The sequence below is a fragment of the Flavobacterium seoulense genome (genome assembly GCF_000695795.1).
GTDB classification, from domain to species: Bacteria; Bacteroidota; Bacteroidia; order Flavobacteriales; family Flavobacteriaceae; genus Flavobacterium; species Flavobacterium seoulense.
This window is the reverse complement of record NZ_JNCA01000032.1, coordinates 14,392-30,046: the sequence shown is the minus strand read 5'-3', so window position 1 is coordinate 30,046 and position 15,655 is coordinate 14,392. Positions and strand designations below refer to the sequence as shown.

Sequence of the window (15,655 nt, the reverse complement as noted above, 5' to 3'; positions counted from 1 at the left end):
TAAAAAAGAGATTAATATTTAGTTATTGCACAGAGATGCACAAAGAAAACGCAGAGGTACACAAAGATTTTTAAATTGACTTTGTGTACCTCTGCAAGTCTTTACGAAAGAAATATTTTAGGATGATACCGTTTATGAAATTATTCCTGATATTTTTTATCAGTCAGAGTTTTCATAAAAGCGGCTAAGGCTTTAATTTCTTTTGGATTGAGTTCTAATTCATCTGAAGGTAAAGTTTGATTGTCAACAGGAATTCCTAAACCAACTCCTCCACCTTTATTATAAAAATCAATTACTTCTTCCAGCGTCGAAAAAACACCATTGTGCATATAAGGTGCTGTAACAGCAACATTTCGCAAAGAAGGTGTCTTGAAAGCGTTTTTTAATTGTGGCATTTCGTATTGCATATAACGTCCCAAATCAGGACTGATTTTTTTTCCGTTTTTGTCTGCCGGAGTTCCTATCACTTCTTGTTCGGTTTTTTGAAAACCAGGAGGAACTGTTCCGTTAAATAATGGAATAAAATGACAGGTAGCACATTTAGCCTTTCCTGCAAAAAGATTAAAACCTAATTTTTCTTCATCCGTAAAATCATTTGATTCTCCACGCATGTAATTATCAAATTTACTATCGAATGCATTCAACGAACGAATGTAACTAGCCAAAGCATTTTGAACCTGCCACTCCTCTATTTTTTTCGCTTTTGGAAATGCTTTTTTAAATAACTTTTGGTATGCTGCATCTTTATTTAATACCTCAATTGCATTGGCAACATTTCCGTGCATTTCATCTTTATTCTGGATTACATCTAAGCTTTGTTTTTCTAAATCCAATTGTCTCATATCCCAAAACTGTGCATTTTGTAACGAAGCATAAGTTAATGTTGGCGTATTTCGGCTTAGATTGCCACCACTTAAAGATTGATTTGTTTTTAATCCGTCAGTAAATGCTTTTTCAGGATTATGACAGGAAGAACAATTACGATTATTATTATCAGACAAGGAATTTTCATAAAACAATTGTTTTCCTAATTCGGCTTTGTCTTTAGAATATTGGTATTCTTCTGAAGGAATAAAAGCATTTACATTAAAAGCTTCTTTATCAAAAATAGTAGTCGCGTTTGGGTTTACAACGCTATTCTTATTAGTGTTTTCAATCTTATTTATTTTTTGAAAAACAACAAGTTTTTTACTAATTGGATTCAAATAATTTATAATAAAAAAAGCTCTGTCGAAAGTTTTGAAATCATTATTTTTTTGGCAAAAAACTGCTGCCTGAGAAATTAAATCAGCTATTTCTTTTTCGCATTGAGCTGATTCTGGAGAATTCAGTTTCATTTTCGAAATTAACACCTTTACAGATTCTAAACTTACAGCCGCTTCCGGAATAGATTTAAAGGCAATTGGCGAATCAAATCCTGTTATTCCTAATGCTAAAATTCGGTTGATTTCCATCTTTGAAGCATCAATAATATGCGCATTTGAAATTGTGATCGCTTCAAAATGCAATTCTATTTGTTTTAAGTTAGCATTTAGTTTTTTGATTTCCCGAATTAAATCCGTTTTATTTTCAATTGGATAATTAGGATAAATAAGTTCCTCAATTACCTGAAAACCATTAGGAGGAAAAAAAGTGTTTTCAGCAACTTCCAATTCGTCTAAAGCAGGACCATTAATAAAACGAGCCGGATTAGGCGTGAAATATTCAATAGCCCATTCTACTTTTTTATATTTTATTCTAGCGGTATTAAAAGCTTCTTGTATGGTCTTTTCACCTTTATTTTCTTCAACTAATTTTTCTAATTCACTTACATTTTGATATGTTTTTTGAATATCAGAAATCAATTCTTGCTGAATGGTTAAGTCGGTATATTTTTTTTCGCATCCTACGATTAGAATTACAAAGGCAAAACTCAGAAGAAGGAATATATTTTTACTCCAATTATTTGTATGCAATTTCATTGTGTTTTTTAGGTAAATAAATGCAAAAAACAACCCTGTAAAAGGGCTGTTTTTTTATTTAATAATATCAAAAATTATCTTTGAACATTTCTGATGATCACAGTTTGACCACCTTCTTTATTAGTACTAACACCACTTCCGTCAGCATTTTTGAAAGCATCTTTTTGCCATGTGTGCGGGTGAATATTTACAATAAATGTATTTGGAACTCCAATAACATCTGAAATATCTTCCATTGCTCCATATTCCCAGCTTCCTAACTTCATAACACCAGATTGATTGTAAGTAGTATTCCAGGCTACATCCTCACGCTTGTGATTCATTGTCAACCAAGGTTTGTTAACTTTAGTATTGATGTTGTATTGCCAGATGTAAGAATCGTGTTTTGCAGCAGCATAGTAAGAATCTCCATCTTCCTGAATGTAAACATAATTTTCAGTTACACAAAGGTTATCCGGATTGATGATTCCTGTTCCCGGAGTAGAATCTCCTTCAACAACTAATTCTAATTTTCCTTTTAATGGATCTTTATCATCTAAGTTTAATTTATATACTCTTCCCCACATTGTGTATCCATCTACAGGAGCATTATTAGTTGCCTGACCTGTTGCTGTAAAATAGATTTCACGGTTGTTTTTAGCAGAACCTTTACGGTAATCAATATCTTCAACTCTTGAAAAACGAATAGCTCCTAAATTGTTAACTGTTTTATTGATTTCTGCACCTGTAATGTTTTTAGCATTTGGAATTTCAACAAATGAAACATCAAAAGAACTACCAATTCCCATAGTTGTTTCTACCTGATTACCATCATTTCTTTTTAAAGCATATAATTTACCATTGTTCAAATCACCCACAGTATTACTTACATACATAATTACCTGACCAGCACTAGCATGTGAAGTTCCATAAGACTGATCTTCTCCAATTAAGATAACTGTTTTTCCAGAATAAGCCTCTTTAGTAAGCGGAACTGCATTTTCCATACTTGCTTTTCCTAAAGCTGGTAAAACTCTGTCTTTTCTGCTTTTCTCGCTAGATAATCCCATAGGATCGATTCCGTGAACCATACTTTCTTCACCACTTTCTCCAGCAGTTAAAAATATTGGTCCAAATCCGTGAATAGCCGGAGTTGCTAAAGTTGCAGAACATAATCTTGTTAAACCTCCTATTGCATCAACTATATAATCTCCTTTTACAGCTTTTAATGTTTTATCAAAATAAACTCTAGAAACTGACTGAAGTATTTCGTGATTTGTAATCATTATATATCCATCACCATTAGGATCTTTCATGAATCCAGCTCCATCCGGCTGAGCTCCATAAACAAAATTAGGTGACTGAGGTAAAACATCAGTACTACTTATCATTGCTGTAATATTCAAATTTTCAAAACCTTCTTTAGCCACTACTAAAGCCGGCTCTTTTGAAGTGTTGTTAAAATCGATTGTAGCATTTGTTTTCTTAGAATTATCGTCATCATTTTGACAACCAATAACTGCTAAACTGAATAAAGACAATACACCTGCTTTTTTTAGATAATTAAATTTCATAGTTTTTCTATTTTTTATTTTTGACAAAACTATGTTCTAAAAACGATGAAAAGGTTAAGTGATATTATTCAAATAATGACCATTGTGTTAAGCGTTTTTAACAAAAATCCTAAAAAGGTTAATTTTAAGTTAATATCTAGATTCAGTATTAATAAGCCTGTAAAAAGTCAATTTTAAGACATAAAAAAAAACGACTATCACTAAAAAAGTAATAGTCGTAATTCTTTATAATATCTATATTTTATACTCTTCCTTTTAAAGAACTAAACACCCACGCAATAGCAAAAAAACCTACCCCAACAGCAGCAAATCCAATACCTGAAACATCTCTATATTTAAAAATTCCAAGTCCTATTAATAACAAACCCATTAAAATCATTATAAAAGTAGCCCATCCTAAGATGGTATTTTTATTCATTCCCATTATTCTAGCATTTTTTTAAAGTACAAATATCAAATAATTAATTCTAATTAAAAATATGGTACAACATTTCTTTTAGTAAGTCGGCATTAGACATTGCATTAGCCCCTACACCTTTACTTTTTACGTCAATTTCTCTTAAAGCTGCTATAATCTGACTTACTTTTCGCATTGGATAATTCTTTAAAGCCAAATCATATTCTTTCAGGAAAAAAGGATTCACTCCCAAAACCGAAGCCACATTCTTTGGATTTTTATCTTTTAATCCGTGGTATTTTAATAATTGTACAAAAAAACCAAAAACCAGACTTGTCGTTACCACCATAGGATTTTCCTTTGGATTATTGGCAAAATTTTCGGCAATAGTATACGCTCTTAATTGGTTGCGTTCACCAATGGCTTTTCGAAGTTCGAAAACATTAAAATCTTTACTAAAACCTATATTTTCTTCAATATCTTTTGGAGAAATAGTACTGCCTTTAGGCAAAATAATCTGTAATTTTTCGAGCTCATTATTTATTTTGCTCAAATCAGTTCCTAAAAATTCGACTAACATTGCCGAAGCCTTAGGTTCGATAGTATATTTTTTTCCGGATAAAACACGTTTAATCCAGTCGCCTACCTGATTTTCATAGAGTTTTTTACTTTCGTAAACCACTCCGGACTTTGCTAATAACTTAGTTACTTTTTTACGTTTATCTAAAGTTTTATACTTGTAACAAAAAACCAAAACAGTAGAAAGCATCGGATTTTCGACATAAGCTTCTAATTTATCAATAGTTTTCGTTAAATCCTGCGCTTCTTTTACAATTACAACTTGACGTTCAGCCATCATTGGATAACGCTTAGCAGTCGAAACAATATCATCAACCGAAACATCTCTACCATACATTACTGTTTGATTAAATCCTTTTTCGTCTTCCGACAAAACATTCTGCTCAATATAATCCGATAATTTATCTATATAATACGGTTCTTCGCCCATTAAAAAATAAATAGGTTTAATATTTCCCGCTTTAATATCGTTTACAATTTTTATGACTTCGTCCATTATTCAAGTATTCAGTGTTCAGTAGCAGTTGTCAGTTTTTAAAATTCATTAGTAAAACTAATTTTCAAATTGTCTAATTTTCAAATTATATTTGCCTTATGCAAAAACTCAATTTCCAACCTTATACTTTTCGTTTCAAAAATAGCGAAAATAAAGTGGCTATTTTTGATGAAATCAGGAAAAAATTCATCATTCTTACACCCGAAGAATGGGTTCGTCAACATCTAGTTCGGTTTTTATTGGAAGAAAAAAAATATCCAAAATCCTTAATCAATGTCGAAAAAGTATTATTGGTCAATGGATTAAGAAAAAGATATGATGTTGTAGTTTTTAATACCGATGGTTCCATTAATATTTTGGTCGAATGCAAAGCGCCTGAAGTAAAAATTACTCAGGGAACTTTTGATCAGATTGCACGTTATAATATGACTATGAAATCTAATTTTTTAATGGTAAGCAATGGACTGAATCATTATTTTTGTCAAATGGATTATGAGAATGAAAAATATGAATTTCTGCCTCAACTTCCAGATTATAAATAAGAAAACAATATATACTTTGAAAAAAATAGCCGTTGTTATCCTCAATTGGAATGGAGTACAATTATTAGAACAATTTTTACCCTCAGTAGTTAAGTATTCATCAGAAGCGGATATTTATGTAGCTGATAATGCTTCGACAGATAATTCAATTTCTTTTGTTGAAGCCAATTTTCCAATTGTAAAAATTGTAAAAAACACAGGAAATTATGGCTTTGCCAAAGGTTATAACGACGCTTTACAACATATAGATACCGAATTGTATGCTTTAGTCAATTCGGATATTGAAGTAACTGAAAATTGGTTACAACCTATTATAGCAACTTTCGAAAAAGAACCTGAAACAGCTATAATTCAGCCAAAGATATTAGATTTTAAAAACAAAGAATATTTTGAATATGCTGGTGCAGCCGGCGGATTTATTGACAAATATGGTTTTCCTTACTGTCGTGGCCGCATTTTTGATACTATAGAAAAAGATAACGGACAATATAATGATGCCTGCGAAATAAGCTGGGCTTCGGGAGCTTGTTTTTTTATTAGAAGTAAAGTGTATCATGAATTACAAGGTTTTGATGCCGATTTTTTTGCTCATCAGGAAGAGATTGATTTATGCTGGAGAGCAAAAAACAAGAATCATCAAATTAAATACAATCCAAATTCAGTAGTATATCATGTAGGTGGCGCTACCTTACAACAAGGAAATCCGAAAAAAACCTTTCTGAATTTCAGAAATTCATTATTAATGTTGGTTAAAAATCTTCCAAAAGAAAATTTTTATTCCACCTTATTCATTCGGTTATCACTGGATGGACTTGCAGGAATCCATTTTATTTTACAAGGAAAATTTGCACATTGCTGGGCAATTTTAAAAGCTCACTTTGCTTTTTATGCTTTATTTTCAAAGACTTATAAAAAAAGAGCACATTTTCAATCAAAAAGATACTATAATACAAAAAACATCGTTATAAATTACTATATAAATAATGGCAAGGTCTTTGTTAAATGATTTTAACATTAATTTGTTTTTAATTTTTAAACATTTAACCTTAGATTTGTAAAAACTCAAAAACTAATAAAATTTATGAAAAAAGTTGTTATGACCCTTTCGGTACTTGCTCTTTTGACATCTTGTGTATCTAAAAAGAAGTATGCGGAGTTAGAAGCAAGAAATAAAGAAACTCAGGATTTATTAAATACTGCTACAGTAAAATTGAATTCTTGTCTTGAAGAAAAAGCAGGACTTGTTGCCAGAGTTGATGGTTTAAAAGAACACAATCAAACTTTAATCAACACTTCTAAAGACATGACAATTTTAACAGCAAAAGGAGCTGAAAATATCGAAAAAGCTTTAGAATCTATTAAAGAAAAAGATTTAAAAATCACTAGAATGCAAGATGCATTAAACAAGAAAGACAGTGTAACTCTTGCTGTTGTAACTAGTTTAAAAAGCGTTGTTGGTTTAAATGATCAAGATATCGAAATCAATGTTGAAAAAGGAGTAGTTTACATTTCTATTTCTGATAAAATGTTATTTAAAACAGGTAGTTATAACGTAACTGACAGAGCAAAAAGCGTTTTAGCTAAAGTTGCTAAAGTTGTAAATGACAAACCAGATTTCGAATGTATGGTTGAAGGACATACTGATAATGTTCCTTACATTGGAAACGGAGTTTTACTTGACAACTGGGATTTAAGTGTGAAACGTTCTACTTCTATCATCCGTGTGTTAACAAACGAATTAGGAGTTAAACCAGAGCAATTAATCGCTGCAGGTAGAAGTTCTTATGTTCCTTTAGTAGCTAACAATTCTGCTGAAAACAGAGCTAAAAACAGAAGAACTCGTATCTTAGTTTTACCTAAAATTGACCAATTCTATGATATGGTTGAAAAAGAAATGAAAAAACAAAAATAATCTGTTTTGATTTCAATATAAAAAACGTCCCGATTTCTCGGGACGTTTTTTATTATAATACATTTGAATACAACTCAGCGGTTATAAAAACATATATTTTATTTTAAAACATAACTGGCTAAAACCTTATGCACATCATAAACATTCACTGATTTATTGAATTGTTTTCGAATACTTGGTTGCTGCTCACTTGAAACCCAAATTTTCAATTCAGCTTCTAGGTCAAAAGTTCCTGCTGTTTCAATACTAAATCTGGAAATACTTTTATAAGTAATTGATTTGTATTCTATTTTGCTTCCGGTCAAACCTTGTTTATCTACCAGAATTAATCGCATTGTAGTAAAAATGAAAACGTCACGAATTAGCTTAAAACCTAATTCTATTTCTTCTCCTTCAATTAATAATTTGTCGTAGTCTTTCTTTAATTCTTCCTGACTTACTGATCCTGCGTTTCCTAATAATGCTGAAAATAGTCCCATATTGTATTTTTTTAAATGAATTTATATTTTGTCTAGCTAAAATATAAAAACAATCATTACAAATTACAATGCTATTTTAAAACTACATTCGGAAAAGCAAAGAACTAAATAATATCAATATCTCCTTTTCCTTCTCTCACAATTTCAGGCTCATGACCTGATAAATCAATAATAGTCGAAGCCACATTATCTCCATAACCACCATCAATTACCATATCTACGAGATTTTGCCATTTTTCGAAAATTAATTCCGGATCAGTGGTATATTCTACTACATCATCTTCATCACGAATAGAAGTAGTAACAATTGGATTTCCAAGCTGGCGTACAATTTCTAACGTAATATTGTTTTCTGGAACACGTATACCTACTGTAGTTTTCTTCTTGAATTCTTTTGGCAGATTATTATTCCCCGGCAAAATAAAAGTATAAGGTCCTGGTAAAGCTCTTTTTAAAATTTTGAAAGTAGCCGTGTCAATTTGCTTCACATAATCCGAAAGATTACTCAAATCATGACAAATGAAAGAGAATTTAGCTTTATCTAACTTTACTCCTTTAATTTTAGCAATACGTTCTAAAGCTCTGGAATTAGTAATATCGCAACCCAAACCGTAAACAGTATCCGTTGGATAAATTACCAAACCACCCTCTTTTAAAACCTTAACCACCTTAGCAATCGCTGCTTCTGATGGTTTGTCTTCGTATATTTTTATAAACTCTGCCATAGCGTTGTTATTTTTATGTCTTAGAATACTATTAAAGTTAATAAAATCTATTGAATTAATGTTTATCCAATAACATCCAACTTCGCAAATCGCAGTAACAACTTTTTAATTCCTCCTACTTCAAATTTAATCTCGGCCTTTTTATCAGCTCCTACACCTTCTAAGTTCAAAACTTGTCCACGTCCAAAACGCTCGTGCATGACAATATTTCCTGCTGTTAATTTATTATCAAATAAATTCGCACCTGCCGAAGGTGCATTCGACGAAACAGGTTTTAATTTTCGAATAGGCGCTTCTGGCTTAGGTTGGTTATCCGTAATGTATTTAGGAGGCGTCGCACTCACGGGTTTAGACAAACGTAATTTAGATTTATCCACATCACCAAAAACATCTTTATCAATCATCGGTTTAAAACGATAATTAGTTTCTGCAGGAGTTAGATATTCTAAAAATTGTCCGTCAATTTCTTCAATAAAACGCGAAGGTTCACTATCTGTTAATTTTCCCCAGCGGTAACGCGATTGGGAATAAGTCAAATAGGCCTGATGTTCGGCTCTGGTTAATGCCACATAAAACAATCGGCGTTCTTCTTCTAATTCGGATCGTGTACTCATACTCATTGCTGATGGAAACAAATCTTCTTCCATTCCTACCACAAATACATGAGGAAATTCCAATCCTTTTGCCAGGTGTATAGTCATTAAAGCCACACGGTCTTCATCATTAGTATCTTTATCTAAATCAGTAGCCAGAGCTACATCTTCCATAAATTCAGCCAAAGAACCACGTGCACCGTCAATCTCTCTTTGTCCTTCTGTAAAATCTTTTATACCGTTTAGAAGTTCTTCAATATTCTGGATTTTTGCCATTCCTTCCGGAGTAGCATCTTTTTTCAATTCCTGAACTAATCCTGTTTTTTTAGAAACATGATCCGTAATATAAAAGGCATCCTGATTTTCATTAATTACCTGAAAACTTTGAATCATTGTAACAAAATCCTGTAATTTTTGTTTGGTTCCCGAATTCAATTTCAAATCAATGCGATCAATATTTTGCATCACTTCAAAAATGGATCTTTTGTAATGATTTGCCGCAACAGTCAATTTTTCGACCGTAGTATCTCCTATTCCACGAGCCGGATAATTGATTACACGCATCAACGCTTCTTCATCTTTTGGATTAAGAACTAATCGCAAATAGCATAAAACATCCTTGATTTCTTTTCTTTGATAGAAAGACAAACCACCGTAAATTCGGTATGGAATATCTCTTTTTCTAAGCGCATCTTCCATAGCGCGCGATTGCGCATTCGTTCGATACAAAATAGCAAATTGCCCATTATTCATCTGGTTTTGCATTTTTTGTTCGAAAATAGTACTGGCTACAAAACGGCCTTCTTCAGCATCGGTTAAACTGCGGTGTACTTTTATTTTTGGACCAAATTCATTGGCAGTCCAAACTACCTTTTCCAGTTTAGTCTTATTGTGCTCCATCACCGTATTAGCAGCTTCCACAATGTTTCGGGACGAACGGTAATTTTGCTCTAATCTGTACGTTTGAACTCCCTGATAATCTTTTTGAAAATTCAAAATATTATTAATGTTAGCACCTCGAAAAGCATAAATACTCTGCGCATCATCTCCTACCACGCAAATATTTTGGAATTTATCTGACAAAGCGCGAACAATCAAATATTGTGAATGATTGGTATCCTGATACTCATCAACCAGAATATAACGAAAACGGTTTTGATATTTGGCTAGAACCTCAGGAAAACGAGTCAACAATTCATTGGTTTTCAATAATAAATCATCAAAATCCATCGCTCCCGATTTAAAACAACGCTCTACATAAGCCTGATAAATCTCGCCCATTCTGGGTTTCTTAGACATCGCATCGGCTTCCTGTAATTCAGGGTCGTTAAAATAAGCTTTTACCGTAATCAAACTGTTTTTAAAAGTCGAAATACGGCTCAGAATTTGTTTTGGTTTATAAATATCTCTATCGAGTTGCATTTCTTTAATAATTCCCGAAATAGCCCGGAGCGAATCCTGAGAATCATAAATAGTAAAATTAGACGGATAACCTAATTTATCAGCTTCAGAACGCAAAATCTTGGCAAAAATAGAATGAAATGTTCCCATCCAGAGATTTTTTGCTTCACTTGAACCCACAATATCTGAAATCCTATGTTTCATTTCGCGGGCTGCTTTGTTTGTAAAGGTTAGCGATAAAATATTGAAAGCATCAATTCCCTGATGCATCAAATAAGCAATTCTAATGGTTAACACACGTGTTTTTCCAGAACCTGCACCAGCGATAATAATCATTGGTCCATCTTTTTGTAGTACTGGCGCACGTTGTGCTTCGTTAAGCTGGGAAATATATTGTTGCATGTATCTTAGTCTATTTATGCAAAAATAAGTATTTCCATGGACTTATTTCTCAAAGATTAACAAACTAAGTCGAAAGTTTAAAAGTCATTTTTTACAGAGATTGCAAAATCTTTTAAACCCTTTCTCTACGAATCTCTCTGTGCTTTATCTTTGTGAATCTTTGTATTATTTTTTCACAAAGACACACAAAAAGTATATTTTTGTTTTCAAAAATTTTTACCCCAATGAACACAACCAATATTATCGAAATTCTAGCTTATACAATTCCATCAATAATAACAGGCACAGTGGCTTATTTATTATTCAATTCTCATTTTAAAGACCAGCAAAATACCCGTCGATGGTTACTACAAAAAGAAAATCAAAAAACAGCTTTACCATTACGTTTACAGGCTTACGAAAGGATGACTTTATTAATGGAGCGTATTAATCCGTCGCAATTAATGGTGCGTGTTAATCCCGTTTCTGACAATAAAAATGATTATGAAAATTATGTGATTGCACATATCGAACAAGAGTTTGAACACAATATTGCACAGCAAATTTATGTTTCAGATAAATGCTGGGCAGTTATTGTAACCGCCAAAAACGCTATTGTGCAAATGATTCGTACTGCTGCTAAAAATGAAAAAGTAACTAATGCAGATGAACTAAGAACCTTTGTTATTAGTGAATTATTCGACAAAGCTTCACCAAGCACTACTGCTTTATCATTTATCAAAAATGAAGTAGCTGAATTGTGGTAGATTATTTCACCTCTTCAACAACTTCATTTTGTTTCAGCGCATATTGAAAGCCTTCTTCCCACCATTGCTTCATTTTTTCTTTATTGAAAACCAAAGCATTGTTAGTTAAAGCAATTGGGGTATAATATAGATTTAACTTCACATTATTGTAAGAAGCAGACAAAGTTCCAAGCAAGATATTGTGCTTTTCAATCTGGTCTAACTCAATTTGAAATAAATCAATCAATAGCGAAAAAGGGTTTTTACCAATAGCCATTCGGGGAGTGGCTTTTTCGGTTTCCAGAATAATTACATCAATTTCTGTAGCGCCACGATTAATAGCTTCCTGAATTGGCACCAAACTCGAAAAACCACCATCGGCATAATCTTGGCCTTTGATGTTAACAATACTCATAAACGGAATATAATTACTCGAAATCCAGATCCAGTCGCAAAATTCATCATAAGTACATTCTTTAATCGACTTATATTCTGCCTGATTCATTGTCAGATTCGTCACCGTTACAATTACATCGGTATGTAAAGCTTTGAGTAAATTAAATTCCTCTATAGGCAGATTTTTTTTAATGTAAGCACGTAATTTTTTGCTTTCGCCAAAGGTTCTTCTGCCTTTAAAAAACTGCAATAAAACATTAAAGTGATTAATGGTAACCACATCAATTCCGTTCTTTTTTTTAACGATAAACGGATTTACATTAAAAATTTTACTCATATCTACATTGGTATAAATACGATGTATTTTTTGAATATTTCCCAGAGCTAAGTGCGGTAAAAGCAAACTTCCCGTAGATGTTCCTATAAAAAAATCGTAATTGATTTTCTTTTTTTCCAATAAAAATTGGGCAACACCACCTGCAAATGCGCCTTTGCTCCCGCCTCCGGAAATAACCAATGCTCTCATAAAATTGTTAATTTAATAATCGATTCAGTTGAAATTGTTCTTTCTCGTTCAAATTAGGTAAAATTCTCAAAAAAGAAGCTTTATTTTCCTGATTTTTTAATAAAGTTCGAATGTTGTCTCTTCCAAATTTAGAAAATTGCCACATGTGATGCGTGGTTGCTTTTACTAAATTGACTAAAATGGCATCATTAATAATCTTAAAACCAATTAATTTTTCCAAAGCATTTTGCCTTGTTGTCGCCTCATATTTTTCAGATGAATAATTAATTAATTCCGTAATTATATCCTGCTTATTTGCTGAATATTCGGGAGTCATCAATACTAATGACAACCATAAAGTCTTTAAATTATAATCATTAAAACCAATCCAATCTTTTGATTTTTCTAAATAATTTAAGCGTTGATTTGGGAAATTTCTCCACAAATACAACAAAGCAACTTCTTTTGTTTGATAAGAATCATCGTCCAAAAGAGTTTCGTAATCCACTCTAAATTCTTCTGGAATTTTAGGCAACGAATAAGCCAATGCCTGACGAACCGGAATATTTTTACTTTCAATAACTAAGTCTAAAAATTCTTTTTTAGCTTCAAAAGTTTCATTTTTTAATTGATTAACCACCATTTCTTTTGCCGCATAATGAGCATCAGACATCAGAATTAATTTAAAAAACCCTCTTTTTTCAGCCAAAGGTTTTGACTTTATTTTGTCAAGCTCCAGCATTATTTTGGTTATTTTATTTTTAACCAATAAAGCATTGACTTTTTGAGTGTTAATCACAGTTGATTCGAGCCATTCTTTAGAAAAAGAATCAGTATCAAAATCAGTAACTTTTTTAATTTCTGCAAAGAAATCTTCGGTCGTTACATTTTTATAAGCGTATTTTTTCAAATAGTTTTTGATGATTTTTTTGAACTTTTTATCGCCTATTCCCTGATGCAATGCAAACAATGCCCAGGCTCCTTTTTGATAATAACTCAGCGAGCTGGCCTTTTCATTCAAAATAGGAATGGTATCAGTTCTTGATGCATATTTTATTTGCTGGATAGACTCATACATTTTCGAATAAAAATAATCTTCTCCGTAAATTGATTTTTCAGCAAGCAAAGCATAATAAGTTGCAAAACCTTCCTGTAGCCAATGATGTTTTCCGCTTGCAGCAGTAATTAAATCCCCAAACCATTGATGAGCCAATTCATGAGCATCAACATTAGTATAATTTCGGTCCTGAAAACCTATCGAATCAACAACATACCTGGTTGCGAATAAAGTAGCCGAAGTATTTTCCATTCCAGCATATAAAAAATCCCTAACAGGAACTTGCTTGTAGATTTTCCACGGATATTTTACATCTATTTCTTTTTCTAAAAAATTAAATATTCGTGCCGAATAGCGGTAAGTTGGCTCAAAACGAGGTTGGTCTTTATTTTCAAAGTATAATTCTAATGGCACTTTACTTTTAGAAAATTGTGCTTGCTTTTCGAATTTTCCAATGGCAAGCATCAATAAATAAGAACTCATTGGCTTTTCCATTTGATAAGACCAAATCGTTTTATTATCTGAATTATTTTTCTGTTTTAAAACTCCATTAGAAACCACCTGATAATTCGAATCAAATGCAATTTCGAGATTAAAAATGAGCTTTTCATTCACATCATCAAAACTTGGAAACCAATTACTGGTGTATCTTCCCTGACCTTGCGTCCAAATTTGTAAATCTTCTAAACTAGCCGAGTTTATAAAATACAATGCGTGTTTAGGCGCAGCTGTATAATCGAAAACCAATTCGTTTTTCCCTTTTTGAAACGGATAAACAATCAATAATTGCTTTCCTGAATTCAAATATTGAACATTAGATTGGTTCAGTTTTACATTTGAAAATTGCATATTTTGTGCATCAATTTTCAAAGTATCTGTTGGACTTAGAATTTCGAAAGCATAATTTACACTACCGGCAACTGATTTTTCATTAGCATCTAAACTCAAACGAGCGTTTACAGAAGTAAAATCAACTGTTTTTGTTTGTTGCGAAAAAACAAAAGAAGAAATAAAAAGAAAAAGGTATCTCATTAAAAGTAAATTAAAGCCAGAATTCCAAAGTTACAAAGCTAAATGAACTAATCGAAGTATTTTTGTATGTTTACCTCTTAAATTTTTAATAAAATTACATTGAACAAAGCCCTTTTTAACTGGAGCAGCGGAAAAGATTCTGCTTTAGCCTTATACAAAATCCTTCAAAACCCTGATTTTTCGATTGAATATTTATTAACCAGTGTCAATCAGCAGTTCCAACGTATTTCGATGCACGGAGTTCGTGTTGAATTATTAGAGCAACAAGCTAAAAGCATTGGAATTCCATTAGAAATCATGCAAATTCCCGAAATGCCCACAATGGAAGTTTACGAAAATGTGATGCAGGAAAGATTAGAAAAACTAAAAAAGGAAGGAATCACACATTCGGTTTTTGGTGATATTTTTCTGGAAGATTTACGACAATACCGTGAGGATAAATTAGTGACAATGGGATTAGAAGGCGTTTTTCCTATTTGGAAAGTCCCAACAAAAGATTTGATTCAGGAATTTATTTCTTTAGGTTTTAAAACCATTGTGGTTTGTGTAAATGAACGTTTTCTTGATAAAAGTTTTGTAGGCAGAATAATCGATCAGCAATTTATTGATGATTTGCCTGATGCTGTGGATGTATGTGGTGAAAACGGCGAATTTCACACCTTTACTTTTGACGGACCAATTTTTAAAAAACCAATTGATTTTGAAATAGGCGAAATTGTCTATCGAAAATATGAAAAACCCAAACAAGAAACTTCCAATACTGCCTGTGACACAAATGATACTTCAGCTTTTGATTTCGGATTTTGGTATTGCGATTTGATTCCGAAATAATAAGATTTGAGAAAAAATAAACCGCAAATTCGCAAATTATTATACATTCAAATAATTCGTGAATTTGCG

General features: G+C 32.1%; 14 protein-coding genes. 5 read left to right on the top strand and 9 right to left on the bottom strand.

All coding sequences use genetic code 11. The features are described from left to right. Positions 1–140: 140 nt before the first annotated feature. The 4 genes from FEM21_RS14810 to holA all read right to left on the bottom strand — a co-directional run bounded on the left by FEM21_RS14810 (position 141) and on the right by holA (position 4,986). Positions 141–1,961 carry a cytochrome-c peroxidase gene (locus FEM21_RS14810; RefSeq protein WP_051627632.1) on the bottom strand — a complete coding sequence of 607 codons (1,821 nt, stop codon included), beginning with the start codon at positions 1,959–1,961 and terminating at the stop codon, positions 141–143. A 74-nt stretch (positions 1,962–2,035) separates the two neighbouring features. Next, a complete protein-coding gene (locus FEM21_RS14805; RefSeq protein WP_051627631.1) occupies positions 2,036–3,514 on the bottom strand; it encodes an alkaline phosphatase PhoX in 1,479 nt (492 codons plus the stop codon). A gap of 241 nt (positions 3,515–3,755) precedes the next feature. Then, positions 3,756–3,938 (bottom strand): CAL67264 family membrane protein, encoded by a 183-nt coding sequence (locus FEM21_RS14800; protein WP_035662045.1) that lies wholly within the window; start codon positions 3,936–3,938, stop codon positions 3,756–3,758. A gap of 43 nt (positions 3,939–3,981) precedes the next feature. Continuing rightward, positions 3,982–4,986 carry a DNA polymerase III subunit delta gene (gene holA / locus FEM21_RS14795; protein ID WP_035662044.1) on the bottom strand — a complete coding sequence of 335 codons (1,005 nt, stop codon included), beginning with the start codon at positions 4,984–4,986 and terminating at the stop codon, positions 3,982–3,984. Positions 4,987–5,084: 98 nt separating this feature from the next. Between holA and FEM21_RS14790 the strand changes: the two genes are divergently transcribed. The 3 genes from FEM21_RS14790 (at position 5,085) to FEM21_RS14780 (ending at position 7,440) form a co-directional block, all read left to right on the top strand. Continuing rightward, on the top strand, positions 5,085–5,528 hold the full coding sequence (locus FEM21_RS14790) for a type I restriction enzyme HsdR N-terminal domain-containing protein (protein ID WP_035662043.1): 444 nt from the start codon (positions 5,085–5,087) through the stop codon (positions 5,526–5,528). A 16-nt stretch (positions 5,529–5,544) separates the two neighbouring features. Beyond that, the gene (locus FEM21_RS14785) at positions 5,545–6,534 is read left to right on the top strand and encodes a glycosyltransferase family 2 protein (RefSeq protein ID WP_035662255.1); all 990 of its coding nucleotides are present in this window, start codon (positions 5,545–5,547) and stop codon (positions 6,532–6,534) included. A gap of 75 nt (positions 6,535–6,609) precedes the next feature. Beyond that, a complete protein-coding gene (locus FEM21_RS14780; protein ID WP_035662041.1) occupies positions 6,610–7,440 on the top strand; it encodes an OmpA/MotB family protein in 831 nt (276 codons plus the stop codon). 98 nt (positions 7,441–7,538) lie between these two features. Here the strand turns inward: FEM21_RS14780 and FEM21_RS14775 are convergent, their stop codons facing one another. The 3 genes from FEM21_RS14775 to FEM21_RS14765 all read right to left on the bottom strand — a co-directional run bounded on the left by FEM21_RS14775 (position 7,539) and on the right by FEM21_RS14765 (position 11,040). After that, complete coding sequence (locus FEM21_RS14775) at positions 7,539–7,919, bottom strand: PH domain-containing protein (protein ID WP_035662039.1); 381 nt, start codon at positions 7,917–7,919, stop codon at positions 7,539–7,541. 104 nt (positions 7,920–8,023) lie between these two features. After that, a complete protein-coding gene (locus FEM21_RS14770; RefSeq protein WP_035662037.1) occupies positions 8,024–8,644 on the bottom strand; it encodes an L-threonylcarbamoyladenylate synthase in 621 nt (206 codons plus the stop codon). A gap of 62 nt (positions 8,645–8,706) precedes the next feature. Then, positions 8,707–11,040, bottom strand: coding sequence for an ATP-dependent helicase (locus FEM21_RS14765; protein WP_035662033.1), 2,334 nt, complete (start codon positions 11,038–11,040; stop codon positions 8,707–8,709). A gap of 224 nt (positions 11,041–11,264) precedes the next feature. On the opposite strand from FEM21_RS14765, the gene FEM21_RS14760 reads away from it, so the two are divergent. After that, positions 11,265–11,786 (top strand): DUF7935 family protein, encoded by a 522-nt coding sequence (locus FEM21_RS14760; RefSeq protein ID WP_035662030.1) that lies wholly within the window; start codon positions 11,265–11,267, stop codon positions 11,784–11,786. Position 11,787: 1 nt separating this feature from the next. Here the strand turns inward: FEM21_RS14760 and FEM21_RS14755 are convergent, their stop codons facing one another. Continuing rightward, positions 11,788–12,687, bottom strand: coding sequence for a patatin-like phospholipase family protein (locus tag FEM21_RS14755; protein WP_035662026.1), 900 nt, complete (start codon positions 12,685–12,687; stop codon positions 11,788–11,790). 7 nt (positions 12,688–12,694) lie between these two features. Beyond that, on the bottom strand, positions 12,695–14,755 hold the full coding sequence (locus FEM21_RS14750; RefSeq protein WP_035662023.1) for a M1 family metallopeptidase: 2,061 nt from the start codon (positions 14,753–14,755) through the stop codon (positions 12,695–12,697). A 99-nt stretch (positions 14,756–14,854) separates the two neighbouring features. Here FEM21_RS14750 and FEM21_RS14745 point away from each other — a divergent pair, with 99 nt between their 5' ends. Continuing rightward, the gene (locus tag FEM21_RS14745) at positions 14,855–15,586 is read left to right on the top strand and encodes a Dph6-related ATP pyrophosphatase (protein WP_035662021.1); all 732 of its coding nucleotides are present in this window, start codon (positions 14,855–14,857) and stop codon (positions 15,584–15,586) included. The last annotated feature ends 69 nt before the right edge of the window (positions 15,587–15,655 follow it).

Bases quoted from the DNA above. Each gene is read 5' to 3' on its own strand.
- FEM21_RS14775 (WP_035662039.1), bottom strand. From the start codon at position 7,919: ATGGGACTATTTTCAGCATTATTAGGAAACGCAGGATCAGTAAGTCAG.
- FEM21_RS14810 (WP_051627632.1), bottom strand. From the start codon at position 1,961: ATGAAATTGCATACAAATAATTGGAGTAAAAATATATTCCTTCTTCTG.
- FEM21_RS14780 (WP_035662041.1), top strand. From the start codon at position 6,610: ATGAAAAAAGTTGTTATGACCCTTTCGGTACTTGCTCTTTTGACATCT.
- FEM21_RS14805 (WP_051627631.1), bottom strand. From the start codon at position 3,514: ATGAAATTTAATTATCTAAAAAAAGCAGGTGTATTGTCTTTATTCAGT.
- FEM21_RS14755 (WP_035662026.1), bottom strand. From the start codon at position 12,687: ATGAGAGCATTGGTTATTTCCGGAGGCGGGAGCAAAGGCGCATTTGCA.
- FEM21_RS14770 (WP_035662037.1), bottom strand. From the start codon at position 8,644: ATGGCAGAGTTTATAAAAATATACGAAGACAAACCATCAGAAGCAGCG.
- FEM21_RS14800 (WP_035662045.1), bottom strand. From the start codon at position 3,938: ATGGGAATGAATAAAAATACCATCTTAGGATGGGCTACTTTTATAATG.
- FEM21_RS14765 (WP_035662033.1), bottom strand. From the start codon at position 11,040: ATGCAACAATATATTTCCCAGCTTAACGAAGCACAACGTGCGCCAGTA.
- FEM21_RS14750 (WP_035662023.1), bottom strand. From the start codon at position 14,755: ATGAGATACCTTTTTCTTTTTATTTCTTCTTTTGTTTTTTCGCAACAA.
- holA (WP_035662044.1), bottom strand. From the start codon at position 4,986: ATGGACGAAGTCATAAAAATTGTAAACGATATTAAAGCGGGAAATATT.
- FEM21_RS14760 (WP_035662030.1), top strand. From the start codon at position 11,265: ATGAACACAACCAATATTATCGAAATTCTAGCTTATACAATTCCATCA.
- FEM21_RS14790 (WP_035662043.1), top strand. From the start codon at position 5,085: ATGCAAAAACTCAATTTCCAACCTTATACTTTTCGTTTCAAAAATAGC.